We start from the raw sequence: 23,130 nt of genomic DNA, 5'->3' as shown, positions 1-23,130 counted from the left end.
GAAAAAGGCCGCGTCCGAGTTCGAACGCGGCCCTCTTTTTGAGGTCAATGGCGCGGTCAGCCTCCGCGCCATTGACCCTATTTCGATTAACGGAACAGCGACAGGATGTTCTGCGAGTCGGAGTTGGCAATCGAGAGCGACTGGATCGCCAGCTGCTGCTGGGTCTGCAGTGCCTTGAGCTTGGTCGACTCTTCGTTCATGTCGGCATCAACCAGTCGGCCAACACCCTTGTCGATCGAGTCGGTCAGGTTGGAAACGAAGTCCGACTGCATCTCAAGGCGCTTCGAGACGGCGCCGAGCTTGGAAGCCGCGCTGTTCATCGTTTCCAGCTGGCCATCGACGAACGAGGTCAATGCCGCCATGAGGTCTTCATCGCTGGCTCTGGTACCGAGGCCCAGGTAGCTGACGCCGCTGGAGTCGCGGTAGTCTTCGAGCCTGGTGATGTCGAGGTCGGAAACCGAGATGTCCGTACCATACTTGATGCCTGCGGTTGCCGTCGCACCAGCCGAGAAGTCGTAGCCCTTGGTGGTGTAGACTGCGTCGATGTAAGCGCCGCCGACCTTCATCATGTAGGTGCCGTTGGAGCCCGAAGAGTAGACGCCGTTGGTGTCGCCCTTCATGAACACGCCGCCGCCGATATCTTTCCAGACAGCGTTGGTTGCGTAGTAGGCAGACGTGTTGATCTTGCCGAAGTATTCCTTCTGGTTCGTCGTGCCGTCATCGAACTTGATGGCGCGGAAACCGTTGAGGGCGTTGCTGTCGAGAAGACCGCCGTGACCGCCGCTCAAGTCGAACAGCACGTTCTGCTCGTCGAGGAGAACGTTGATGGTCTTGACCGAGACGTTGCCGTCGGCGTCGCGGATGAACGAACCTACGAGCTGCTTGTTGATCTCGCTGGAGGCATAGATGATGCCGGTGGTCGCGCTCTGCGAACCGCCGATTTCGGCCTGGAGCCAGTTTTCGCCGGAGAACGAAGCGGAGGAAGCGATGCTCTTCAGCTGGCTCTGCAGCTGGGTGATTTCTTCCTGGACCTTGGACTTGTCAACGCCCGGCTCGGAAGCGGCAACCAGCTTGTTCTTGATTTCGGTAACGACGTCGATGGCCGATTCCATGGCGGAATAGGCGGTATCGACCTTGGCAGCGCCGAGGCCGAGGGCGTCCTGAACCGTGGAGAGTGCGCCCTTGTCGGAACGCATCGTGGTCGCGATCGACCAATAAGCGGCGTTGTCGGACGCCGTGCCGACGCGCAGGCCCGACGAAACGCGGCTCTGCGTGGATTCCATTTCGTTGCCGATGCCGCGCAGCGTCTGGAGAGCAGCCATAGCTGCAACGTTGGTGAGAATGCTAGTCATATTGATTGCCCCTTGAATGGCTTATTGTAGGAAGGGACATTCCGGATTCACCGGGAACAGCGGGCAGCGTCATGCTTGTTAACCATTTAATTTTCTTGGTTAACTCACCGTTTCGATGCCTCAAGATAACAGCAATATGATTAAGGAACATTGAAGCGAAGCAGAGAATAAAAAAGGCCGCGTCCGAATTCGGACGCGGCCTTCTTTTTGAGGTCAATGGCGCGGTCAGCCTCCGCGCCATCGAGCCTGTTTCGATTAACGGAACAGCGACAGGATGTTCTGCGAGTCGGAGTTGGCAATCGAGAGCGACTGGATCGCCAGCTGCTGCTGGGTCTGCAGTGCCTTGAGCTTGGTCGACTCTTCGTTCATGTCGGCATCCACGAGACGACCGACGCCCTTGTCGATCGAGTCCGTCAGCTTGGAGACGAAGTCGGACTGCATGTCGATGCGCTTCGAGACGGCACCGAGCTTGGCAGCCGCACTGCCCATCGATTCCAGCTGGCCATCGACGAACGAGGTCAATGCCGCCATGAGGTCTTCATCGCTGGCTTTGGTACCGAGGCCGAGGTAGCTGACGCCGCTGGAGTCGCGGTAGTCTTCGAGCTTGGTGATGTCGAGGTCGGAAACCGAGATGTCGGCACCGTACTTGATGCCGGACGTTGCGGTCGCACCAGCCGAGAAGTCGTAACCCTTGGTGGTGTAGACTGCGTCGATGTAAGCGCCGCCGACCTTGATCATGTAGGTGCCGTTGGAGCCCGAAGAGTAGACGCCGTTGGTGTCGCCCTTCATGAACACGCCGCCGCCGATGTCCTTCCAGACAGCGTTGGTTGCGTAGATCGCCGAAGTGTTGATCTTGCCGAAGTATTCCTTCTGGTTCGTCGTGCCGTCATCGAACTTGATGGCGCGGAAACCGTTGAGGGCGTTCTGGTCGAGAAGACCGCCGCGGCCGCCGGAAAGGTCGAACAGGACGTTGGTTTCGTCGAGAACAACGTTGACGGACTTGACCGAAACGTTGCCGTCGCTGTCACGAACGAACGAACCGACGAGCTGCTTGGTGATCTCGGTGTTGGCATAGATGATGCCGGTGGTCGCGCTCTGCGAACCGCCGATTTCGGCCTGGAGCCAGTTTTCGCCGGAGAACGAAGCGGAGGAAGCGATGCTCTTCAGCTGGCTCTGCAGCTGGGTGATTTCTTCCTGGACCTTGGACTTATCGACGCCCGGCTCGGAAGCGGCAACCAGCTTGTTCTTGATTTCGGTAACGACGTCGATGGCCGATTCCATGGCGGAATAGGCGGTATCGACCTTGGCAGCGCCGAGGCCGAGGGCGTCCTGAACCGTCGAGAGCGAGCCCTTGTCGGAACGCATGGTGGTCGCGATCGACCAGTAAGCGGCGTTGTCGGACGCCGTGCCGACGCGCAGGCCCGACGAAACGCGGTTCTGCGTGGATTCCATGTCGTTGCTGATGCCGCGCAGCGTCTGAAGCGCGGCCATCGCCGACACGTTGGTGAGAATGCTAGCCATAGTTGATTGTCCCTTTGAACTAAATACTTTGGGGGGGACATACCGGACTGAATATATTACCGGCACTTCGGTCCGGCATCATGCCAACTCGGTACCTTCGCTCCGAAGGAACACCAAACCCGTCGTGTAAGGCAAATCTCGCAGCAATTCCTTGCTAAGTTCTTTAAACAGAACGAGGACCCGGAAACCGTTTGACCAGCATAATTAACGAATGGTGTACGGGGCGCCCGCCTTCAGGGTGGTCGGCTTCATGCAAGCTTGGCTTGTCACGATGCGCGGTGAAGCCGATTTGCCGGGACGCCGGCACCAACTTTACTGGAGCGGGAAGCCTTGAAACCCCTGAAGATACAACGGCAATACGTCGCAGCACAAAATCACTTCGACAAAAAAGAATATCACGATGTATTGGGCATCCTGAACAAGCTGCTGGATGTTCACAAGGATCCGAGGCACTACGCACTCCTGGGCGCAACGCTGTTGAAGCTCAAGATGAAGACCGAGGCCGCCCAGGCTTTCCAAATTGCCGGCGAGATGGAATCTCCGCACAAGTTCAAGTACACGCGCGAAGCCATGCGGCTTCATTTCTCCAATAACGACGACATCAACGTCCTGCGCCTCGGCGCGCGCAACCTGAAAGAGGCGATTGCCGATCCGGATATGGCGGTGCTCATGTCCGGCGCCCTGATGCGTCAGGAACTGGAGGGCGCCGAAGCCTTCCGCAATACGCTTGCAAGAAGCGACGAGCCGACGCACCGGCAGCTTGCAGCCCGCTCGATCCGGCTCCAGGACCGCAGCGACGAAGAGAACAAGTGCATTCTCGAGATCTTTGAGAAAGACCCCGAGGACCGGATCGTGCGAAATTTCTATCTCTCAGCCATGAGAGACGCGCTCGATTACGATGTCATCCGGAAGTACGAGCCTATCCAGCTGGAAGAAATCGCCAGGGGTGAATTCGAGGCGGTTGCCGACGAAGTATCGCTCTTTAACCTGCGCTGGTGCGACGACGAAAAAACCAACGCCGTTGCCGGCTCCCGAATGGGCGAGCGGAAACCCAAGAACGCCGCCTCGAAAAGGCATAACATGCCGCATCGCTGGGGCCATAAATTGCGCATCGGTTATCTCTCTGCCGACCTTTGGACGGAACACGCCGTCATGAAGGCGCTTCGCGGCATACTGGAATCGCACGACAGGAGCCGTTTCGACATCACGCTCTTCTGCAACGCCCCTGCCGAGCGGCTGCGCAACGACAACAACGCCATCCGCGAGGAATGGGGCAGGGTCGTGCGGATCCGCGGCATGACGGATGACGAGGCGGCCGAGGCTATCAAGGCCGAGAATATCGACATCCTGGTCGACCTGCAGGGTCATACGGCTGAAAACCGGGTATTCGTCATGAACCGGCAGACCGCGCCGGTGCACGCGACCTGGCTCGGCTATCCTGGCACGGTGGTCAACGTCGACATCGACTACCTCATCGCGGACAGCACTGTGGTGCCGGAGAGCTCCTTCCCGCATTACTACGAGAAGATCTGCTGGATGCCGGAGACGTTCTTCCCCAACGAAGCGGTCCACCGCCCCATGCCGCAGCCGATCGACCGGTCGCTCTGCGACATGCCCCAGGACGCATTCATCTTCTCGTGCTTCCACAGTCACTGGAAATTCACGCCTGGAACCATCGACCTTTGGGTCCGCGTCCTCAAGGAAACACCGGAAAGTTATCTGTTCCTGATCTGCCGCGAGAGATTTGGCGCTCGAAAGAACCTGATCAAAGCCTTTGTGGAAGCGGGAATCCCGGAAAGCCGGCTGATCTTCGGTGATCGCGTCAACAACTACGCGGCCTATATCAACCGTATCGGCCTCACCGACCTCGGTCTCGATACCTATCCGTATAACGGCCACACCACGACCTCCGAAAAGCTCTGGGCCGGACTTCCTATGCTCACCCACAAGGGCAAGAACTTTGCGTCGCGCGTGAGCGAAAGCCTGCTGAATGCGCTGGGACTGCCGGAAATGGTCGCCGAGGATCAGGACGATTTCGTTCGACGGGCGGTCCATTACTACAACAACCGCGAAGAGCTCAAAGAAGTCCGCACGCGGCTGGAGGCAAATCGCTTCACCCATCCGCTGTTCGATGCCGAGCGGTATACCCGGCATCTGGAGACCGCCTACACGATGATGGCGGACCGCGCGAAGGCGAAGATCAAGCCCGACCACTTCAGCGTCCCGGCCCTTCCACCGCGGGAAGGCCCCTTCAGTTTCCGCAAAGGCTGATATCCAAACAGAAACGGCGGGAAACTCCCCGCCGTTTCCATTTCAAGAGGTCTGCCTTTAGTTGAAGGAACGAACCAGGCTGCCGACCAGCAGGTTCCAGCCGTCGATCAGGACAAAGAAGAGGATCTTGAAGGGCAGCGAGATCGACGTCGGCGGCAGCATCATCATACCCATGGCCATGGTGATGGCGGCGACGATCATGTCGATGACCAGGAACGGCAGGATGATCAGGAAGCCGATTTCGAAACCGCGCCGTATTTCCGAGAGCATGAAGGCGGGGACCAGGACGCGGTAATCGACGGCCTGCGGGGTGCCGACGGACTGGTTTCGCTCACGGGCGATTTCGACAAAGAGCTCCAGATCCTTGTCGCGCGTATTGGCCGACATGAACACCCTGAACGGTTCCGCGATCCGCTGAACCGCCTCCGCCTCGGTGACCCGGTTCTGAAGAAGCGGCTGGACGCCCTCGTTCCACGCCCTGTCGAAGGTGGGCGACATGACGTAAAACGTCATGAACAGCGCCATCGAGACCAATATCATGTTCGACGGCGCGGTCGACAGGCCCATGCCTGAGCGCAGGATCGAAAAGGCGATCACGATCCGTGGAAAGCTTGTGACCATGATCAGGATGCCGGGGGCGACGGAGAGAACCGTCAACAGCCCGAAAGTCCGGATGATCCACGCGGCTGCGGAACCATCGACCGGCAGATTGAGAAGATCCGCAGGCGATTGCTGGGCGAGCGCGAGCCCGGGTGCCGCCATCAGAGCGACGAACAGGTAGATCAGCCGAATCATGCGATCACGAAGGTCCTTTGCGTCATCTTCGATAGTCACCCTGACCAATGCAGGTCAACACCTGTGGGGCGCGTGCGGGAACTCGTACACAGAAAGCCACGCAAGGCCTGGCCAAACCATAATGCCCGGGCTGCCGCCGCGATCTTCATTCAGCTTGGCGCAAGTCTGGTCGAATAGCCTCAATCCAGGAAAAGCTAATGGACGTACAGAGCCTGGAAAAGCCCCATGCTGGCTCTCACGTCGATCGGAAGCGCCTCGGAACAACCGCCGCTGAGCGTCCCTTGCTTGCGGCGAGCCCGCTGCGTTTTCGAGCAAATCAGGTCGAGGAAATTCGGTGACTTCCATCAAGCTCAGCATATGCATCCCCACCTACAACCGTGAGAAACACCTGCACGATTGCCTGGAACGGTGCCATCGCGATTTCCGCTTCGATTTCCCCTACGAGATCGTCATTTCCGACAACGCCTCGACGGACAATACCGGCGCGGTCGCCAAGGAATTCCTCGAGCGGGGCATGCCGATCCGATACATCAGGGGCGCGGAGAATGTGGGGATGATCCCCAACATGAGCAGCGCCCTGCGACTGGGACGCGGCGAATACATCCTCTACCTCGCCGACGACGATCGCCTGATCCCGCAGGAAGTCGCCAATATCGTCGCTTACCTCGATGAGAACCCGAACATCACGGTCTGCCATGCGCCGTGGGCGATGTACGATGGCATCAACGAAGTCGAGGGCGGGCTGTTCTACACGGTCAACGAAGACAAGGTCTTTCCGCAGAAAAGCTTCGCCGAAGTTTTCAACTATATGTTCCGGGGCCACATCTTCCCTGAAATCGGCATCTACCGCAGCAGCGCCTTCCGGGCCTCCTGGGTTCCGAGGGATATCTGCTTCTACCCGTTCCCCATGCTTGCCCACTTCCTGGACCAGGGCGACATCGCTTTTCGCAGAACACCCTTCTATCGCCAGGTCATCGCGTCCGGCGTCGAACGTGACCGCGTTCAAGGCGGCGCCCAGATCGCGGCAACCGGATGGGACCAGTACCGCGGCGGCCTGGAATACTTCCTTTATTTCGCATCCAAACGCGGCAAGGTCGGCACCTCGCCCGACGAACGCGCGACCCAGGAACACCTCTGCAGAAACTTCACGCTGCAGCGAATGGCCGTCTCGATGCGCCTGCTTGTCGGCATGCGCGAATATGTGAAGGCCTACGAAGTCTATACGAGAATGGTCTTCGGAGGCTTCGAAGAGCATCCGGAAGTCATGTCCTTCAAGGAAGGCGGATTGCTTGCAACGGCGCTGCAGACCCTTTCCTGGCAGCTGGGGGTAACTGCGGGCATCGAGAACCTCGTCATCTCCGGATACCCAGATATCGTAACCCTCAAGGAACGGCTCCAAAGGGTACGGCTGCCTTCTCGACTGGAGATCATCGACGAGCCGGCGGAACCTACACCCGCGCAACTCGAGAATACGGCGATCCTGGTACACTTGCCGGAAGAGCGCACCCGTTTCGTGGAAATGGGTTATTTGCCGAACCTCGTGTTCGCCCAGGACGACCTGATCAAGACCATTTTGCTTTAGCGCATGAAGGCGTTCGACCGATCGCCAGAGAAGCCTATCGCGTGGTTTGCCGGCGGTGGTCGTCCAATGGATAAGCCGTCAGTTACGGAGAGACGGAATTGAAAGCTGTAATTCTCGCCGGTGGGTTGGGCACCCGCATCTCGGAGGAGACGCATCTCAAGCCCAAGCCGATGATCGAAATCGGCGGACGGCCGATCCTGTGGCACATCATGAAGCTCTACTCCGCCCATGGCGTGAACGAGTTCATCATCTGCTGCGGATACAAGGGCTATGTCATCAAGGAGTATTTCGCAAACTACTTCCTGCACATGTCGGACGTCACCTTCGACATGGCCTATAACGAAAAGCAGGTTCATCGCCGCAGCGCCGAGCCCTGGAAAGTCACGCTGATCGATACCGGCGAAGCGACGATGACCGGCGGGCGTCTGAAGCGCGTTTCCGAGTACCTGCGCAACGAGGAAAGCTTCTGCTTCACCTATGGCGACGGCTTGAGCGACGTGAACATCACCGAGCTCGTCAAGTTCCATCGTTCGCACGGCAGGAATGCGACGGTTACCGCCGTGCATCCGCCGGGCCGCTACGGCGCGCTCGAACGCTCCGGCAACCAGGTCACCGGCTTCGTCGAAAAGCCGCGCGGCGATGGCGGCATGATCAATGGCGGTTTCTTCGTGCTTTCGCCGAAATGCATCGACCTCATCGAGGGCGACAATATTCCGTGGGAGTCCGCGCCGATGGCGAACCTCGCCACGATGGGCGAACTGATGGCCTACGAGCATGAAGGTTTCTGGCAGCCGATGGACACGCTGCGCGAAAAGAACCTTCTCGAAGACCTCTGGGCCTCCGGAAAAGCACCATGGAAAATCTGGCCGTGAGCGGCGGGGCTCGCCCGGACCGCGGTTTCTGGGCGGGTAAACGCGTTGTTCTAACGGGGCATACGGGTTTCAAGGGTGCCTGGCTTTCGTTCTGGCTCGGGCATCTCGGCGCCGAGGTCACCGGCATTGCCTTGCCGCCCGAGACGCAGCCCAGCCTTTTTGCACTCGCAAGGCCCGATCTCAGGGAAAGCCATTTCCAGGATATTCGCGACGCGGCCAGACTTGCCGAGCTCGTGCAGGCCGCCTCCCCCGAGATCGTGCTGCATCTCGGCGCCCAGGCGCTGGTGCGCCCGAGCTACCAGGATCCGCTCGGCACCTTCGCGACCAACGTGCTCGGGACTGCCAACCTGCTCGAAGCGGTCCGTTCGGTTCCGGCGGCGCGCGTCGTCGTCGCGATCACCACCGACAAGGTCTACCGCAACCTCGAACATGCCTTCCCCTACCGGGAGACGGACCACCTCGGCGGGCACGACCCCTATAGCGCCAGCAAGGCGGCATCCGAGATCGTCATTGCGAGCTACCGCGATTCGTTTCTGCGCGAAAAAGGCGTGGCGGTTGCCAGCGCCCGGGCCGGCAACGTGATCGGCGGCGGCGACTGGTCGGCCGACCGGCTGCTGCCGGATGCGGTGCGCGCCTGGCAGTCCGGCAATACCCTCAGCGTCCGGCGGCCGGAGGCGAAGCGTCCCTGGCAGCACGTGCTCGAACCGCTTTCGGCCTATCTCGTGCTTGCCGAGCGGCTGTGGGCCGAGCCGGCGATCGGCGACGCCTTCAATTTCGGCCCGATCAGCCATGAGGCCGCGCCGGTGCGCCAGGTGATCGAGATCGCCCGCACCTCCTACGGTCGCGGCGAAGTCGAATATGGCGACGGCACCGAAGGACCGCACGAAGCGGGCTGGCTTGCCTTGGAAACTGCCAAGGCGCGGCATATGCTGGGCATCGAACCGCGCTGGTCGCTGGCAGAAGCCGTCGACCGGACCATGAAATGGTATCGGGCGCAGCATGACGGCGCCGATGCCCGCGCGCTTTGCGAAGCCGAAATCGCCGAATACGAGGCACGCCCTTGAGCCGCTTCACCGTGACCGACCTGCCGCTTGCCGGCCTGAAACTCGTCGAACGCCAGAATCTCGGTGATTCGCGCGGTTTCCTGTCGCGGATGTTCTGCGCAGACGAGCTGGCGCCGGCGGGCTGGGCAAAGCCGATCGCGCAGGTCAACCTGACGATGACGGCGCGCAGGGGCACGGTGCGCGGCATGCATTTCCAGCACCCGCCGCATGCGGAGATGAAGCTCGTCAACTGCCTGCGCGGCGCAGTCTGGGACGTCGCCGTGGATCTCAGGCACGATTCCCCGACCTTCCTGAAAGGGCATGCACAAGAGCTTTCCGCCGAGAACCGCCGCTCGCTGCTGATCCCGGAAGGCTTCGCGCACGGCTTTCAAACGCTGATCGACGACTGCGAACTCCTTTATTTCCACTCGATGCCTTATGCATCGGGTTCGGAAGGTGCGCTGAACGCGCAGGATCCCGCACTCGACATCGCCTGGCCGCTGGAGATCACCGAGATGTCGGATCGGGATCGCAGCCATCCATACCTGACATCACAATTCACGGGACTGACGCCATGAACTGCCGCCACTGCGGTACCGCACTTCGCTGCGATTTCCTGGACCTCGGCTTCGCGCCGCCGTCCAACGCCTATCTGACCGCCGAGGACCTCTCCCGGCCGGAAGTCTATTTTCCGCTGAGGCTGCAGGTCTGCGAGGAATGCTGGCTGGTCCAGACGGAAGATTATGCGTCGGCCGAATCACTCTTCAGCGCCGAATACGCCTATTTCTCCAGCGCCTCGACGAGCTGGCTCGCCCACGCTGCCCGCTATGTGGAGATGATCACCACCCGTCTTGGCCTCGGCCGGGACAGCATGGTCATCGAAGTCGCCTCGAACGACGGTTATTTGCTCAAGAATTTCGTCAAGGCCGGCATTCCCTGCCTCGGCGTCGAGCCGACGGCGAGCACCGCCGAAGCCGCCGAGGCGCTTGGCATTCCGGTCCGCCGGGAGTTCTTTGGCGAGGCGCTCGGCCGACAGCTTGCCGGCGAAGGAAAGAGCGCCGACCTCATCCTCGGCAACAACGTCTATGCGCATGTCCCCGACATCAACGACTTTACCCGTGGCATCAAGGCCGCGCTGAAGGCCGGCGGGACGGTGACGCTCGAGTTTCCGCATGTGATGCGGCTCATCGAGCACAACCAGTTCGACACGGTCTATCACGAGCATTTTTCCTATCTTTCCCTCTTCACCGTCGGGAAGATATTCGAAGCAGCCGGTCTGCGCGTCTTCGACGTAGAGGAATTGCCGACTCACGGCGGCAGTCTGCGCGTTTACGGTTGCCATGCGGGTGATTCGCGACGGACGACCGAAGCGGTGACCGCGCTGCTCGGCGAAGAGGCTCGCCGCGGTCTTCAGACTTCGGCGACCTATGCCGATTTCCAGGCCAAGGCCGAAAAGGTCAAGAACGATGCGCTCGCCTTCCTGCTGCAGGCAAAGCGCGAGGGCAAGACGGTGGCGGCTTATGGCGCCGCAGCCAAGGGCAATACGCTTCTGAACTTCGCCGGCGTCAAGCCGGACCTGCTGCCCTATGTCTGCGATGCCGCCGCCGCCAAGCAGAACAAGTTCATGCCCGGCAGCCACATCCCGATCCTGCATCCGGACGAGATCGTCGCGCGCCGGCCGGACTATGTGATGATCCTGCCCTGGAACATCGCGGCCGAAGTCCGCCAGCAACTGGCTTCGCTCGCCGAGCAGGGCACGAAGTTCGTGACGGCCGTGCCGGAGTTGCAGATCGTATGACGCCACTGGTTCTGCTCACCGGAGGAACAGGTTTTGTCGGCCGGCAGGTGCTGCGGTCGCTGACCGAATCCGGTGCGCGAGTTCGTGTTGTCCTACGGGAAGGATCAGCAGAGAGCCGGCTCGGCGATCTCTCCGCCGTCGAGAGCATCGTGCGGACGCCGGACCTGTTCCGCGAGCCGGTCGAGTGGTGGGCGAAGGCGCTTGAAGGCGTCGATACCGTCGAGCATGTCGCGTGGTATGCCGAGCCTGGCCAATACCTGCAGTCGCCGGAAAACATCGTCTGCCTCGAAGGCACGTTGCGTATGGCGCAGGGCGCCGCACTTGCCGGGGTCAAACGGTTCGTCGGCGTCGGCACCTGTTTCGAATACGATGTATCCGCCGGCATGCTGGCAACCGATACGCCTTTGCGCCCGATCAGCCCCTATGCCGGAGCCAAGGCCGCGGTGTTCCTGGCCCTGTCGCAATGGCTGCCGCTGCATCAGATCAGCTTTGCCTGGTGCCGGCTTTTTTATCTGTTTGGCGAGGGAGAGGACGAGCGACGTCTCTTCCCCTATCTTCGCGCCCAGCTCGCCGCCGGCAAACCCGTCGATCTGACGAGCGGCAACCAGATCCGCGACTTCCTGGACGTTCATGAAGCGGGAAGGCAGATCGCCGATATCGGACTTGGCGACAGAACGGGAGCCGCCAACATCTGCTCCGGAATTCCGGTCACCGTGCGGCAGATAGCCGAGCGGTTGGCCGACGAGTATGGTCGCCGCGATCTTTTACGATTCGGCGCCCGTCCCGACAATCTGGTGGATCCTCCCTGCGTTGTGGGATTAACGAGGTGATGACATGACGACGAAAGATACCCTGCTGCTTTACGCGCAGGAGCAGCTGCCGACCTTCCAGAACCGGGTATATGCCACGGCGGCGGAAGCGAAAGCCTGCGCCAAGGGCGATATCCGCCTGGTCCAGGACATGAAGACGGGCCTCGTCTACAACGACGCGTTCGACCCGAAGCTCATGGACTACGACGGCAACTACAATAACGAACAGGGCGTCAGCCGGCATTTCCACCAGCATCTGGAAATGGTGTCCGGGATCGTCGAGCGGACGATGGACCGCGAGAACCTCGTCGAGGTCGGCTGCGGCAAGGGCCTCTTCCTCGAAATGCTGCTCGAAAAGGGTTTCGACCTCACGGGCTTCGATCCCACCTACGAGGGCACCAACCCGCGCGTGAAGCGGCATTATTTCGAGGCCGGCGTCGATGTGCAGGGCGATGGGCTGATCCTGCGCCACGTGCTGGAGCACATTCAGGACCCGTATGACTTCCTCGTCGAGCTCTGCAAGGCGAACGGCGGCAAGGGCCGCATCTATATCGAAGTGCCCTGCTTCGACTGGATCATGGAACACCGCGCCTGGTTCGACGTGTTCTACGAGCACGTCAACTATTTCCGCCTCTCCGATTTCCACCGGATCTTCGGCACCGTCATCGAAAGCGGCCGGGTTTTCGGCGGTCAGTACCTTTATGTAGTGGCCGAGCTGGATTCGTTGCGGCCGCCGCTGCGCGAGGAAACCGATCGCGTCGCATTTCCCGCCGATTTCACCCGCACCCTGGGCGACCGGATCGCCCCCGGCCACAGTTCGGCGATCTGGGGCGGCGCATCGAAGGGCGTGACCTTCTCCCTGCTGAAATCCCGTCAAGGTCAGCCGGTCGACATGGTGATCGATATCAATCCCGCCAAGCAGGGCAAATTCCTGCCGGCGACGGGCCTGATGGTGCAATCGCCGGAACAAGCCCTGGCGAAACTCCCGCACGGCTCGACCATCTACGTCATGAACTCCAATTATCTCGAGGAAATTCGAATGCTGTCTCACAACGCCTATACCTATGTGGGGATCGACAATGAGTGATTTCACCAAGGAAGTTGAAGCCCGCGTCGCGGCAGTGCCTGGAAACAGCGAGCTGAACGACAGCGCCGCGCAGTTCATGCGCACGTCGATCGCCTCGCAATATTCCTACAACTACTTCTGGCTCGGCCGGCCGATCATCCAGTATCCGCAGGATATGGTCGCCATGCAGGAACTGATCTGGACGGTGAAGCCCGACCTGATCATCGAGACCGGCATCGCCCATGGCGGATCCCTCATCCTCAGCGCCTCGATGCTGGCCCTGCTGGAACTGTCGGAAGCCGCCGAAAAGGGCGAAGTCGTCGATCCGGCCAAGCCGAAGCGCAAGGTTCTCGGCATCGACATCGACATCCGCCCCCACAACAAGGCTGCGATCGAGGCTCACCCGATGGCGTCGCGGATCGAGATGATCCAGGGCTCCAGCATCGCGCCCGAGATCATGGACCAGGTCCGCAAGGTCGCTGCCGGCTACTCGCGCATCCTGATCAGCCTCGACAGCAACCATACCCACGACCACGTGCTCGAGGAACTCAAGCTTTATGCCCCGCTCACCAGCGTCGGCAGCTATTGCGTCGTGTTCGACACCGTCGTCGAGGACCTTCCGAAGGAACTGGCGGGCGATCGTCCGTGGGGACCGGGCGATAACCCGAAAACCGCCGTCTTCGAATACCTGAAGACCCATCCGGAATTCGAGATCGACAAGTCGGTCGAGAACAAGCTGCTGATCACCGTCGCCCCGGACGGCTTCCTCAAGCGAGTGAGCTGACCAATTCAACGCTCCTTCGGGTAAAACCGAAGGAGCGGCCACGACCGGACAGAGATCCGACCCAAACGAAAAAAGCGGCCGCTTACGGCCGCTTTTTTCGTACTTGTCGTTGGGACCGCCTCTATTCGATCACGAAGGAACGGAACATCACCTTGGCGACCTTGCCCTGCGAGCGAAGATCGATGCGTTCCTTGAGATCGTCCTTGAGATACTGGAAGCCCCGAGGGCCCTCGATCTGCTGCAGCGAAACGGTGCGCATGTAGGCGAGGATATCCTGGTGGATATTTTCCGCGAGCACCAGTTCAGGCGGCCCCTTGAAGGCAAGCGCCACTTCGAGCCGGATCCAGTTCTCGGACGGATAGGCGAGATTGGTGGTGATCGGCTCGAGGAGGACGACGCCGTTGGCCTCGGTCGAGATATGGGGAAGCCCCTCTTCCTTCTTGCCGGCCTCGCCGTGCTCGCCGCCCGCAGCCGCCGCCTCATGGGCCTTCGGCGGGTTCGGATCCTTAGGCGCGATCATACCGCCGACGACCCAGCCGCCGCCGGCGCCGACCACGGTCAGGATCGCCACGCCCGCGACGACCATGATGGTGCCGTTCTTCTTTTTCTTACCGGCGTCGCCCGCCTGTGCTTCATCCGCCATGGTCTTCAAACCTTCACATCAAGAGACCTTCGCCCAGGTCCGTCAGAAGGGCGAGAACATATCGACGACCTGCTGACCGACCGGCGGCTGCTGGACTTCCGTCAGGCGGCCACGGCCACCGTAGGAGATGCGGGCCTCGGCGATCTTGTCATAGGAGATCATATTGGTGGAATCGACGTCCTGCGGCCGGACGATACCGGCGACGTTCAGAATGCGGATTTCGTGGTTGACGCGCACTTCCTGCGAGCCGCTGATCAAGAGGTTGCCGTTTTCGAGAATGCCGGTCACGACGGCAGCCACGAGCAATTTCAAGCTTTCGGCACGCTTGGTCGTTCCCTTGCCCTGCGAATCCGTGCTCGAATCGGTACCGAGATCGCCGGTCGTGCCCGCCTTCGGAGTCCAGCCGAACAGGTTGCTGAGGTTGGCACCCCAGGTCAGGCTGGTCGAGTTGGTGCGGTTGCGTTCCGTCTCATTGTCGAACGACGCCTTGTCGTTGATCTTGATATCGACGGTCAGGATGTCACCGACATTGAGGGCGCGCGAATCCTTGAAGAGCGCGGCCTGATTGTCGCTCCAGAGCGAATAGCCGCTCGCCATCTGCCGCGGCTGCTTCGGATAGGACGACATCTGCGGCGCCTGCGCATATTGCAGGCCGCTGCCGATCGGGCTCATCGCCGGCGCATTACCGATCTCCTTGATCGTCTGGCTGGAACAACCGGCCAGGAGAAGAACGGAAAGGATTGCGGGAATGCGTTTCGTCATGATGGCACTTTCGGAACATTGGGAGCGCGTGCTTTCGACGTGTTCGGGTCGGAAGCGCTTGAGATGATCGTGGAGATCATGCCGGCCTTCTGCGGGTCCATTTCCGCGAGGAAAAGGGCCGACTGGCGGGCCGGAAGCTGCATGATGATCGCGGCTGCGACCTCCATGTTCATTTCTCCCAGCTGCGGCGCCGCCGCATCGGGTTTCATCGTCTTGAAGATATCGACCAGGCCGGCCTGGGCGCGCGCCAGGAAGTCGTTGCGACGCTTCAGCCAGTCCTGGTATTCGGCCGTACGATCCTGGAGGGCCTTGATGCGGTCGTCGACATCGGCCTGCAGCTTTTCAAGCTCCTGCTTCTGCAGGAGATAACGCTGATCGCGCGCGGCATCGGCGATGTTGGTGCAGAATTTCTGGATCTCGTCGCTGGTCGATGCTTCGGTGACCTGCGCTGGCTGCTGCGCTCCGACCTGGGAGACCAGGGTCAGGACAGCGGCAGCGGCGAGAACCCGGCGCGCCAGCGTCTTCGATACGGAAATGGTGAATAGCGTCTCGGTCATTGCAGGACGAGCTCCGCTTGAAGGGCACCGGCGGATTTGATGCCTTGCAGGATGGCGATGATGCCGTCCGGCTTGACGCCGATGCTGTTGAGACCGGCGACCAGGGTCCGCAGATCCGGACCGTTGAGGAGCGCGACCTGGCCGCCGTCCTTCATCGCCATGATATCCGTCTGGGGCTGAACCTCCGTCTCGCCACGCGAGAAAGGTTCGGGCTGGATTACCTGCGGGCTCTCCGTGACCTGCACCGTCAGTGTCCCGTAGCTTACGGCAACGCGCGAGATCTTCACGTCCGCGCCGATGACGATCGTGCCTGTCCGCTCATTGACGACGACCTTGGCCGGCGTATCGGTCTCGACCACGAGGTTCTCGATCTCGGCCATCAGGCGTGTCAGATCGGCGGACTTCGGCTTTTGAACGATCACTTCCTGGCTGTCGCGGGGTTCTGCGATCGGGCCGCCGTACCGGCGGGCCGCGAAGCTGTTGACGATGTCGGAGACGCGCACCGCGGTCGAGAAGTCCGGATTGCGGAGCTGCAGGACGAGGTTCACCGAGTCCTTGAACTTGGACGGCAATTCGCGCTCGACGATGGCGCCGTTCGGAACGCGGGCCGCCGTCGTCACGCCTTCGGTCAATGTCGCTGCCTGACCCTGGGCCGAGAAACCGGACACGACCAGCGCGCCCTGGGCCACGGCGTAGATCTGGCCGTCGGCACCGGAAAGCGAGGTCATGACCAGCGTGCCGCCGCGCAGCGAGGTCGCGTCGCCGAGCGAGCTGACCGTGACGTCGATGCGGCTGCCGGGGCTGGCGAAGGGAGGCAGGTTGGCCGTGACCATGACGGCCGCGACGTTCTTGGCGTTGGACTGGCTGCCCTGGGTGGAGATGCCGAGGTTCTGCAGCATCGCCTTCATCGACTGGTCGGTGAAGGGAGACGAGCGAAGGCTGTCGCCCGAGCCCTGAAGGCCGACGACAAGACCGTAGCCGATCAGCTGGTTGTCGCGGCCGGCCTGCAGGGACGCGATGTCCTTGATGCGGGCGGTGACGACATAGGGACCGTCGGCGGACGCTGGCGCGCCGCCCAGGAGGGTGGCAATCACGGCAAGCGTGGTGAGGAAGAGACGGGTTCTCATTTCGCCATCACCTGGATCGTCCCATCAGCCATGACGGTACCGCTGACCGTGACACCCGAATCGATGTTGCGCACACGAATGACATCCCCGACAGCCGCATTCTCAAGCGGCGCGCCGGAGGCCGAAATCGTCATCGCGCCGATGGTGAAGGTCAGGCGAACCGATTTGCCGCGGGTGACCGCGAAGGCTTCGCGGAGCGCCGAAACCGGAACGGTGCGCCCGGCCAACAGCGTGCGCTTTGCCACCATGCCCACGACTTCCTCGGTCCTGCGGGCATAGTCGCCGCCCAGATTCGGATTGGTGACCTGCACCTCCTCGACCCTGCCCTCGGTGATCTCTTCGCCGGGATAAATGGTCTGGACCGGCACAACGGCCGTCCCCATGCCGGCGAGGGCCGGCGAGCCCGTTACGGCGAGAAGAGCTGCCAGGAGCCGCAAGGCCAGCCTGGCGCCAGTCGCATTTTTCCGGCGAAACTTCATGTCTGCCCGTCTCCTGTTTATTATTTCAGGTTCTTGCTGACGATCGTAGCCATCTCATCGGCTGTGGTGATGACCTTGGAGTTCATCTCGTAGGCGCGCTGGGCGGAGATCAGATCGGTGATCTCCCGGACGGCGTCGACGTTCGAACTCTCCAGATAACCCTGCTTCAGATAACCGAAGCCCGGATCCTCGGGGGCTGCCACGATCGGTTCGCCGGATGCGGCGGTCTGCGCGAACAGGTTGTCGCCAAGCGGCTGCAGGCCGGCCTCGTTGACGAAGTTGGCGGTGGTGAGCTGGCCGATCTCGGTGAAATCCGGGGAATTGCCGATGCGGACCATGACCTGGCCGGTGCGAGTGATCTTGGTTTCGCTGACATCTGCCGGGAACGTGATGTTCGGAACGACCGCATAACCGTCGATCGTGACCAGCTGGCCGTCGGCGTTCTTGTTGAAGGCACCGGCGCGGCTGTAGAGCGTCTGGCCGTCGGGGGTCTGGATCTGATACCAGCCGCGGCCGACGATCGCCACGTCGAGATCGTTCTCGGTGTGGGTCAGTTCGCCCTGGGTGTGGATGTTGCGGACAGCGGAGGTCTGCACGCCGAGACCGATGTTCGCACCTTCCGGCACGATCGCCTGGTTGGCGCGGTTCGGCACGCCCTGGGCACGCTCGCTTTGATAGAGAAGATCGGAAAACTCGGCGCGGGCGCGCTTGTAACCGGTCGTGTTGATGTTCGCGATATTGTTCGCGATGACTTCGAGATTGGTCTGCTGGGCATCCATGCCCGTTGCTGCGACGGAAAGCGCTCTCATGTCTTCGTCCTCAAACTCTAGATCTGCATTTTCGTGACTTCGAGATAGGCGGAGACGATCTTGTCGCGCAGCGCCATGGCGGTCTGGAGCGACTGCTGCGCTTCAAGAACCGCATCTACGACTTCACGGGTGTTGGCCTTGCCCTGGATGGCCTTGAACGACATCGATTCGGCGCCCTTCAGGCTGTTCATCGTGTCCGTCGCCATGTTGGCCATGATGCTGCCGAAATCCATGCCGGTGTTCTGGCCGGGCGTCGTCGCGATGCCGCCGGCGAGCGTGGAGCTGCTTGCGGAACCGACCTCGTCGAGGCCGTTGGTCAGCGAGAGAGAGCTAAGGTTTTGAATCTTGTCGATCATTGTCCGGCCTTCAGAAGGTCAATCGTCGCAGCGATAAGTTCGCGCGTCTGCTTGATGGTCTGGATGTTTGCGTCATAGGAGCGATTGGCTTCGCGCATGTCGGCCATTTCGATCAGCATGTTGACGTTGGGCAGCTTGACCATGCCCTTGGCATCGGCGGCCGGGTGGTCCGGATCATATTCCTCGATGAACTTGGAGCTGTCGTTGCCGAGCTTCTTGATCTCGACCATGTCCACGCCGCTTGCCCTGTCCAACTCGGAGCCGAAGGTAATCGTCTTGCGGCGGTAGGGGTCGGCACCGGGCGTGTCGCCGGTGGAGCGGGCGTTGGCGATGTTTTCGGAAACGATGCGCAGACGTGTCGACTGCGCCTCCATTCCCGATCCAGCGATCTTCAGGGAGGCTGAAAGCGGATCCATTTGCTTACCTCTTAACTAACGTCAGCATCATGCTGTGAAACGATTTCACTAGTCCTGTGCTCAATTCGTATTGGCGTTTGATTTCACCCGTCTTCGTCAGCTCGTCGGCCAGCGAGACGGTATTCCCGGATTCCTGGACGCCGATTTCCTCGTTCAGTTCCGATGCCTTGATGTCGATCTCATCGCTGAGGTCGTTGCTGGCGAAGTGGCCCGGATTGGTGCGGGCCATCGGAACATGCGTGCGGTCCAGCACCGAATCGAAAGGCGTGATGTCCTTCGCCTTGAACTTCGGCGTGTTGGCATTGGCGATGTTGCCCGCAACAACTTCCTGACGCACCGAAAGCCAATCGGCCTGACGGGATGCCATTTCGAACAATTGAATCGGCTGCATAGGCTTGTCTCCATCTTCTGTCTGGAAACTATGCCAGTAACCTTGCGTCGGACTTACGGGCGAGCACTCCCGCCCATGTCCTGATAAACTTCTCCGCTGGAAGTAATGATCACCCACTTGCCGCCACGTTGTTCGAGCGTTGCGAGCTTGCTGTTGTCGGGCAGAACCGAGCCGACCCGGACCATGTACATGCCGGAGCCGTCCTCGATGAGCGCGCGGCCGTTGGCGACGTGAAGCAGCCGGAAATTGCCCCGGCCCGGAAAGGGCTGTTCTTCCTGCAGATTGCGGTCGTTGCGCGTCTCGCCGAGCGACGAGGTAGTGGCCGTGGTCAAGGCATCCATCGGTTCGACGGGCTTCGGCCAGTCGTCCTTCGAGCTGTCGGTCATGGCGAGAGGCGATACGGTGACGACCGAGCGGGCGGCGCCCGGCGGCAGATCGCGCGTGCGGCCGAGCGCTTCCGTCCGGATGCCGAACTTGTCGGCATTCAGGAAGACGTACCAGGGAAAGAAGGCCGAGGCCGCGGCCAGGGTGATGCCCGTCGCGACAAGGATCTTGTCGCCCAATCGCGACCGAGCCTCTTTCGACTGCGATTGAGCCGCCGCTTCCTGGTTGTTCGTGTCGCTCATCGAATAATCACCTTCTTGCTATGGCCGACTGCGGATTGCCCTGCCCTGCCGCCGCCCGCAGCGCATTGGCCAGATCCGCGTAGGCATCGAGGGTCGGCTTTTCCCCCGGCGTCTGCTTCAGGACTTCATAGATGACCGGCACCTGCTTGATCGCCATGTCGAGATCGGGATCGCTGCCGGCGCGGTAGCCGCCGATCAGGCGCAGGTCGCGGGTCTCCTCGTAGCGGTGCACCAGCGATTTCAGGCGCGATACCAGCTTTTCCTGATCCTCGGTCCAGGCCTTGCGGGCAAGACGCGAGATCGAGGAGAGCGGGTTGATCGGTGGATAGCGGCCCTCCTCGGCAAGCGAACGCTCGAGGACGATGTGACCGTCGAGAATGCCGCGGGTCGAGTCGGCGATCGGGTCGTTGTGGTTGTCGCCATCGACCAGGATCGAGATGATCGCGGTGATCGTGCCAGTCCCTTCGATACCCGGACCGGCGCGCTCAAGCAGGCGCGGCAGCTCGGTGAAGACGGATGCCGGATAACCGCGGGCGATCGGCGGCTCGCCGGCCGCGACCGCGACCTCGCGGATCGCATGGGCAAAACGGGTGACGCTGTCGGCGATGAACAGGACGTTGTCTCCCTGGTCGCGGAAGTGTTCGGCGATGGTGATCGCCACCAGCGGCGCCATCTTGCGCAGCATCGGGCTTTCGTCGCTGGTCGCAACGACGGCGATCGATTTCGACATGTGCTCGCCGAGCGTGTCCTCGATGAATTCGCGCACTTCGCGGCCGCGCTCGCCGACCAGCGCGATCACCACCTTGTCGAAGGAGTCGGCTCTGGCGAGCATCGAAAGCAGCGTCGACTTGCCGACGCCGGAGCCGGCGAAAATGCCGAGACGCTGACCGAGGCAGAGCGGCGAGAAGATGTCGATTGCCCGGACGCCGGTCCTGAAACCCTTCTCAACGCGGCTGCGCGTCATCGACGGCGGAGCGGTATTGGCGATCGACCGCGGATGAAGACCGCGCCCGACCGGACCCTTGCCGTCGATCGGCTCTCCGAGCGAATTGATCGTACGGCCGCACCAGCTGTCGTCCGGTGCGACACGGAAGGCGCCCTTGCGGATGACCGTGTCGCCGATGCCGATCGGCTCTCCGGGCTCGATGGGGCAGACGTAGATGATGTCGGGCTCCACGCGAACCACTTCGCCGAGGTGGATGCCGGTCGCGCTGCGATGGGCGACAAATTCGCCAAGCCGCACGTGTTTCGACAAGCCCGCAACCGTATAATGTCCCGCAGCGATGGTCCTGACATGACCGCCATGGGCGACCGAGAAGGCCGGGTCGGAGTAACGCGCCGAAAGGCCGGCAAGCTGGGCCAGCTTGCCGCCGTTGACTGCATCGAGGATAGCCGCTTCCATCATGGTGGGCCCTCTTTCCTATCGTTTAAGCGTTGGAACCGCCGAGTGTCTTGATCGCATCGTCCAGCGAGGTCTCGCTGTCGCGCATCAGCGAAGAGATGCTTTCAAAAGCGCGATTGACCTGGATGAGCTGGGTCATTTCGCGGATGCCGTTGACATTGGCCCCTTCGAGGTAGCCCTGAACGACGGAGTTATCGATGCCCTCGAGCACCGGCTGCGGGGTATCGACGGTGATGACGCCGGAGTTGTCGTGGCGGACGAAGCCCTTGGTGACGTCCGCCGTGAACAGACCGAGGCTGGCGACCGGCTGTTCGTTCTGCCGGATGATGCCGTCGGAGCCGACAGTCGGAGGGCCTCCGTCGCGGTTGAGCTGGATCGGCGCACCACCGGCATCGAGAACCGCATAACCGCGGATCGAGCGGAGCTGGCCGAGCTCATCCATCGTGAAACGGCCGTCGCGGGTCAGTACCTGGCCGGCCGGCGTATCGATTGCGAACCAGGCATTGCCCTTGATCGCGAAGTCCAGCGGATTGCCCGTGCGCTGCATTTCACCGGTACGGGTCGACAGATAGTCGTTGCCCTGGGTGACGAACGCGACCTTTGCACCGATATCGTTCTGGGTCTTGCTCAGGACCTCGTCGAACTTGACCTCCGTGGAACGGAAGCCGACGGTGTTCATGTTGGCCATGTTGTCGGCGATCGTGTTCAAGCGGCGCTCGAGCGCGATCTGGGAAGAGATGCCGACGTAAAGTCCGGACTGCATATCATTTGCCTCCGAGTTTCAGGTTATTGATCGAGATCAGAAGATCCGTAGAAATTCCGCTCGAGGACGGGGAGTTGAAGACGGCAAGCGGGTCGTAGCCGTCGGTAGGGTTGTTGACCTCCCAGTTGGCCGTGAACCGTTCGAGGAACTTGTTGACCTTGGCCGGATCCTGGAAATCCTGGATCTTGATCGTGTCTTCGATATATTTGGCCTGGCGATCGAGGTCGGCGCCGATCATCTCGTCGGACATGCCAAGCGCGGTGCGCACGACCTGCGAAAGCGCATCATCGGCGAGAACTTCCATGCCGGACTTGATCGTCGGCGCCGTGCGCTCGAAATAGAGCGCCAGCCGGACGCCCATGTTGTCGGCGCCCGCATCCTCTTCCAGTGTCTGGCGCTGGAACTTGGCGACGACGCCCTTCTGGGCCTTGTCGAAGGAGGTTGCGGTGGTGCCGAAGGCGGCGAAATTCAGGGATTCGGCGAGCTGCGCATAACGGCTGTCGGAGAGCTGGTTGGCGAAATCCGCCTTGTTGTCGGTGCCTTCCGTCAGGACCTTACGGATGAATGCCTTGGCATAAGCCATGTCCTCGAGACCGTGAGCCTTCAGCGCGTAATTGTAGACGCGCGTATCGGCCATGAAGTCGTCGATCGTCTTGATGCTGCCGATCCTGGAAAGGTAATATTCGGTCTCGCGCGCAACTTCCGGCTTTTCGGCGACGCGCTCCAGCGACTTCGACATGTCGCGGCTGATCATTGCGTAGCTGGTATAGGTCGTGATCACGGTAGCTCTACCTAAGGTCCACGGAAGCGGCGGACGTCGCTGCGGAGCGGGCAATCCGGTCCGATCATGGGCAGAACTAGGCTCGAAGACTTGTGCGAAGCTGTTCGGGGCCTGCTTTCATCAGC

Annotated in this window: 25 protein-coding genes; 9 read left to right on the top strand and 16 right to left on the bottom strand. The window is 61.1% G+C overall.

What is annotated here, in order from left to right; all coding sequences use genetic code 11:
• Window positions 1-86 precede the first annotated feature (86 nt).
• Both ACSQ8R_RS00980 and ACSQ8R_RS00975 read right to left on the bottom strand, forming a co-directional pair.
• Window positions 87-1,352 (bottom strand): flagellin, encoded by a 1,266-nt coding sequence (locus ACSQ8R_RS00980; RefSeq protein ID WP_436251664.1) that lies wholly within the window; start codon window positions 1,350-1,352, stop codon window positions 87-89.
• 255 nt (window positions 1,353-1,607) lie between these two features.
• Entirely contained in the window at window positions 1,608-2,873 is a 1,266-nt protein-coding gene (locus ACSQ8R_RS00975) for a flagellin (RefSeq protein WP_436251663.1), read from the bottom strand.
• Window positions 2,874-3,278: 405 nt separating this feature from the next.
• Between ACSQ8R_RS00975 and ACSQ8R_RS00970 the strand changes: the two genes are divergently transcribed.
• Window positions 3,279-5,144 carry an O-linked N-acetylglucosamine transferase family protein gene (locus tag ACSQ8R_RS00970; RefSeq protein WP_436251662.1) on the top strand — a complete coding sequence of 622 codons (1,866 nt, stop codon included), beginning with the start codon at window positions 3,279-3,281 and terminating at the stop codon, window positions 5,142-5,144.
• A gap of 57 nt (window positions 5,145-5,201) precedes the next feature.
• Here the strand turns inward: ACSQ8R_RS00970 and fliP are convergent, their stop codons facing one another.
• Window positions 5,202-5,939, bottom strand: coding sequence for a flagellar type III secretion system pore protein FliP (gene fliP / locus ACSQ8R_RS00965; protein ID WP_046603247.1), 738 nt, complete (start codon window positions 5,937-5,939; stop codon window positions 5,202-5,204).
• Window positions 5,940-6,273: 334 nt separating this feature from the next.
• Between fliP and ACSQ8R_RS00960 the strand changes: the two genes are divergently transcribed.
• From ACSQ8R_RS00960 to ACSQ8R_RS00925, 8 genes are all read left to right on the top strand, one after another.
• Entirely contained in the window at window positions 6,274-7,521 is a 1,248-nt protein-coding gene (locus ACSQ8R_RS00960) for a glycosyltransferase family 2 protein (protein WP_436251661.1), read from the top strand.
• Between the two features lie 98 nt (window positions 7,522-7,619).
• On the top strand, window positions 7,620-8,393 hold the full coding sequence (gene rfbF, locus ACSQ8R_RS00955) for a glucose-1-phosphate cytidylyltransferase (protein ID WP_037087070.1): 774 nt from the start codon (window positions 7,620-7,622) through the stop codon (window positions 8,391-8,393).
• Window positions 8,375-9,457 (top strand): CDP-glucose 4,6-dehydratase, encoded by a 1,083-nt coding sequence (gene rfbG, locus ACSQ8R_RS00950; protein WP_436251660.1) that lies wholly within the window; start codon window positions 8,375-8,377, stop codon window positions 9,455-9,457. The genes rfbF and rfbG overlap by 19 nt, the downstream gene beginning before the upstream one ends.
• A complete protein-coding gene (locus ACSQ8R_RS00945) occupies window positions 9,454-10,014 on the top strand; it encodes a dTDP-4-dehydrorhamnose 3,5-epimerase family protein (RefSeq protein ID WP_436251659.1) in 561 nt (186 codons plus the stop codon). The genes rfbG and ACSQ8R_RS00945 overlap by 4 nt, the downstream gene beginning before the upstream one ends.
• A complete protein-coding gene (locus tag ACSQ8R_RS00940; protein ID WP_436251658.1) occupies window positions 10,011-11,234 on the top strand; it encodes a class I SAM-dependent methyltransferase in 1,224 nt (407 codons plus the stop codon). The genes ACSQ8R_RS00945 and ACSQ8R_RS00940 overlap by 4 nt, the downstream gene beginning before the upstream one ends.
• Window positions 11,231-12,064 carry an NAD-dependent epimerase/dehydratase family protein gene (locus ACSQ8R_RS00935; protein ID WP_436251657.1) on the top strand — a complete coding sequence of 278 codons (834 nt, stop codon included), beginning with the start codon at window positions 11,231-11,233 and terminating at the stop codon, window positions 12,062-12,064. The genes ACSQ8R_RS00940 and ACSQ8R_RS00935 overlap by 4 nt, the downstream gene beginning before the upstream one ends.
• Window positions 12,065-12,068: 4 nt before the next feature.
• Window positions 12,069-13,130 (top strand): methyltransferase domain-containing protein, encoded by a 1,062-nt coding sequence (locus tag ACSQ8R_RS00930; protein ID WP_436251656.1) that lies wholly within the window; start codon window positions 12,069-12,071, stop codon window positions 13,128-13,130.
• Window positions 13,123-13,893 (top strand): cephalosporin hydroxylase family protein, encoded by a 771-nt coding sequence (locus tag ACSQ8R_RS00925; RefSeq protein ID WP_436251655.1) that lies wholly within the window; start codon window positions 13,123-13,125, stop codon window positions 13,891-13,893. Before ACSQ8R_RS00930 ends, ACSQ8R_RS00925 begins: the two co-directional genes overlap by 8 nt.
• A gap of 121 nt (window positions 13,894-14,014) precedes the next feature.
• On the opposite strand, the gene ACSQ8R_RS00920 is transcribed toward ACSQ8R_RS00925, so the two are convergent.
• From ACSQ8R_RS00920 to ACSQ8R_RS00860, 13 genes are read right to left on the bottom strand one after another with little or no spacing between them, the layout of a single operon-like run.
• Window positions 14,015-14,536 (bottom strand): flagellar basal body-associated FliL family protein, encoded by a 522-nt coding sequence (locus tag ACSQ8R_RS00920; RefSeq protein WP_436251654.1) that lies wholly within the window; start codon window positions 14,534-14,536, stop codon window positions 14,015-14,017.
• Window positions 14,537-14,578: 42 nt separating this feature from the next.
• Window positions 14,579-15,298 carry a flagellar basal body L-ring protein FlgH gene (flgH, locus tag ACSQ8R_RS00915; protein WP_436251653.1) on the bottom strand — a complete coding sequence of 240 codons (720 nt, stop codon included), beginning with the start codon at window positions 15,296-15,298 and terminating at the stop codon, window positions 14,579-14,581.
• Window positions 15,295-15,855, bottom strand: a complete 561-nt coding sequence (locus tag ACSQ8R_RS00910; RefSeq protein ID WP_436251652.1) for a MotE family protein — start codon at window positions 15,853-15,855, stop codon at window positions 15,295-15,297. Before ACSQ8R_RS00910 ends, flgH begins: the two co-directional genes overlap by 4 nt.
• The gene (locus tag ACSQ8R_RS00905) at window positions 15,852-16,982 is read right to left on the bottom strand and encodes a flagellar basal body P-ring protein FlgI (protein WP_436251651.1); all 1,131 of its coding nucleotides are present in this window, start codon (window positions 16,980-16,982) and stop codon (window positions 15,852-15,854) included. Before ACSQ8R_RS00905 ends, ACSQ8R_RS00910 begins: the two co-directional genes overlap by 4 nt.
• The gene (gene flgA / locus ACSQ8R_RS00900) at window positions 16,979-17,461 is read right to left on the bottom strand and encodes a flagellar basal body P-ring formation chaperone FlgA (RefSeq protein WP_436251650.1); all 483 of its coding nucleotides are present in this window, start codon (window positions 17,459-17,461) and stop codon (window positions 16,979-16,981) included. Before flgA ends, ACSQ8R_RS00905 begins: the two co-directional genes overlap by 4 nt.
• A gap of 20 nt (window positions 17,462-17,481) precedes the next feature.
• On the bottom strand, window positions 17,482-18,270 hold the full coding sequence (gene flgG, locus ACSQ8R_RS00895; protein WP_037087082.1) for a flagellar basal-body rod protein FlgG: 789 nt from the start codon (window positions 18,268-18,270) through the stop codon (window positions 17,482-17,484).
• Between the two features lie 17 nt (window positions 18,271-18,287).
• Window positions 18,288-18,626 carry a flagellar hook-basal body complex protein FliE gene (locus ACSQ8R_RS00890; protein ID WP_037087084.1) on the bottom strand — a complete coding sequence of 113 codons (339 nt, stop codon included), beginning with the start codon at window positions 18,624-18,626 and terminating at the stop codon, window positions 18,288-18,290.
• Window positions 18,623-19,042, bottom strand: a complete 420-nt coding sequence (flgC, locus tag ACSQ8R_RS00885; RefSeq protein ID WP_436251649.1) for a flagellar basal body rod protein FlgC — start codon at window positions 19,040-19,042, stop codon at window positions 18,623-18,625. The genes ACSQ8R_RS00890 and flgC overlap by 4 nt, the downstream gene beginning before the upstream one ends.
• 4 nt (window positions 19,043-19,046) lie before the next feature.
• Window positions 19,047-19,433, bottom strand: a complete 387-nt coding sequence (gene flgB / locus ACSQ8R_RS00880) for a flagellar basal body rod protein FlgB (RefSeq protein WP_105404079.1) — start codon at window positions 19,431-19,433, stop codon at window positions 19,047-19,049.
• A gap of 53 nt (window positions 19,434-19,486) precedes the next feature.
• Complete coding sequence (locus tag ACSQ8R_RS00875; protein WP_436251648.1) at window positions 19,487-20,059, bottom strand: flagellar protein; 573 nt, start codon at window positions 20,057-20,059, stop codon at window positions 19,487-19,489.
• Window positions 20,060-20,066: 7 nt separating this feature from the next.
• Entirely contained in the window at window positions 20,067-21,464 is a 1,398-nt protein-coding gene (gene fliI, locus ACSQ8R_RS00870) for a flagellar protein export ATPase FliI (protein ID WP_436251647.1), read from the bottom strand.
• Between the two features lie 22 nt (window positions 21,465-21,486).
• Complete coding sequence (gene flgF / locus ACSQ8R_RS00865) at window positions 21,487-22,224, bottom strand: flagellar basal-body rod protein FlgF (RefSeq protein WP_046628180.1); 738 nt, start codon at window positions 22,222-22,224, stop codon at window positions 21,487-21,489.
• Between the two features lies 1 nt (window position 22,225).
• Complete coding sequence (locus ACSQ8R_RS00860) at window positions 22,226-23,005, bottom strand: DUF1217 domain-containing protein (RefSeq protein WP_436251646.1); 780 nt, start codon at window positions 23,003-23,005, stop codon at window positions 22,226-22,228.
• Between the last annotated feature and the right edge of the window lie 125 nt (window positions 23,006-23,130).

The organism is Neorhizobium sp. LjRoot104, assembly GCF_964253725.1.
Taxonomy (GTDB): domain Bacteria; phylum Pseudomonadota; class Alphaproteobacteria; order Rhizobiales; family Rhizobiaceae; genus Neorhizobium.
Note: the sequence above shows the minus strand (reverse complement) of the source record. Positions and strands in the feature narration are given on the sequence as shown.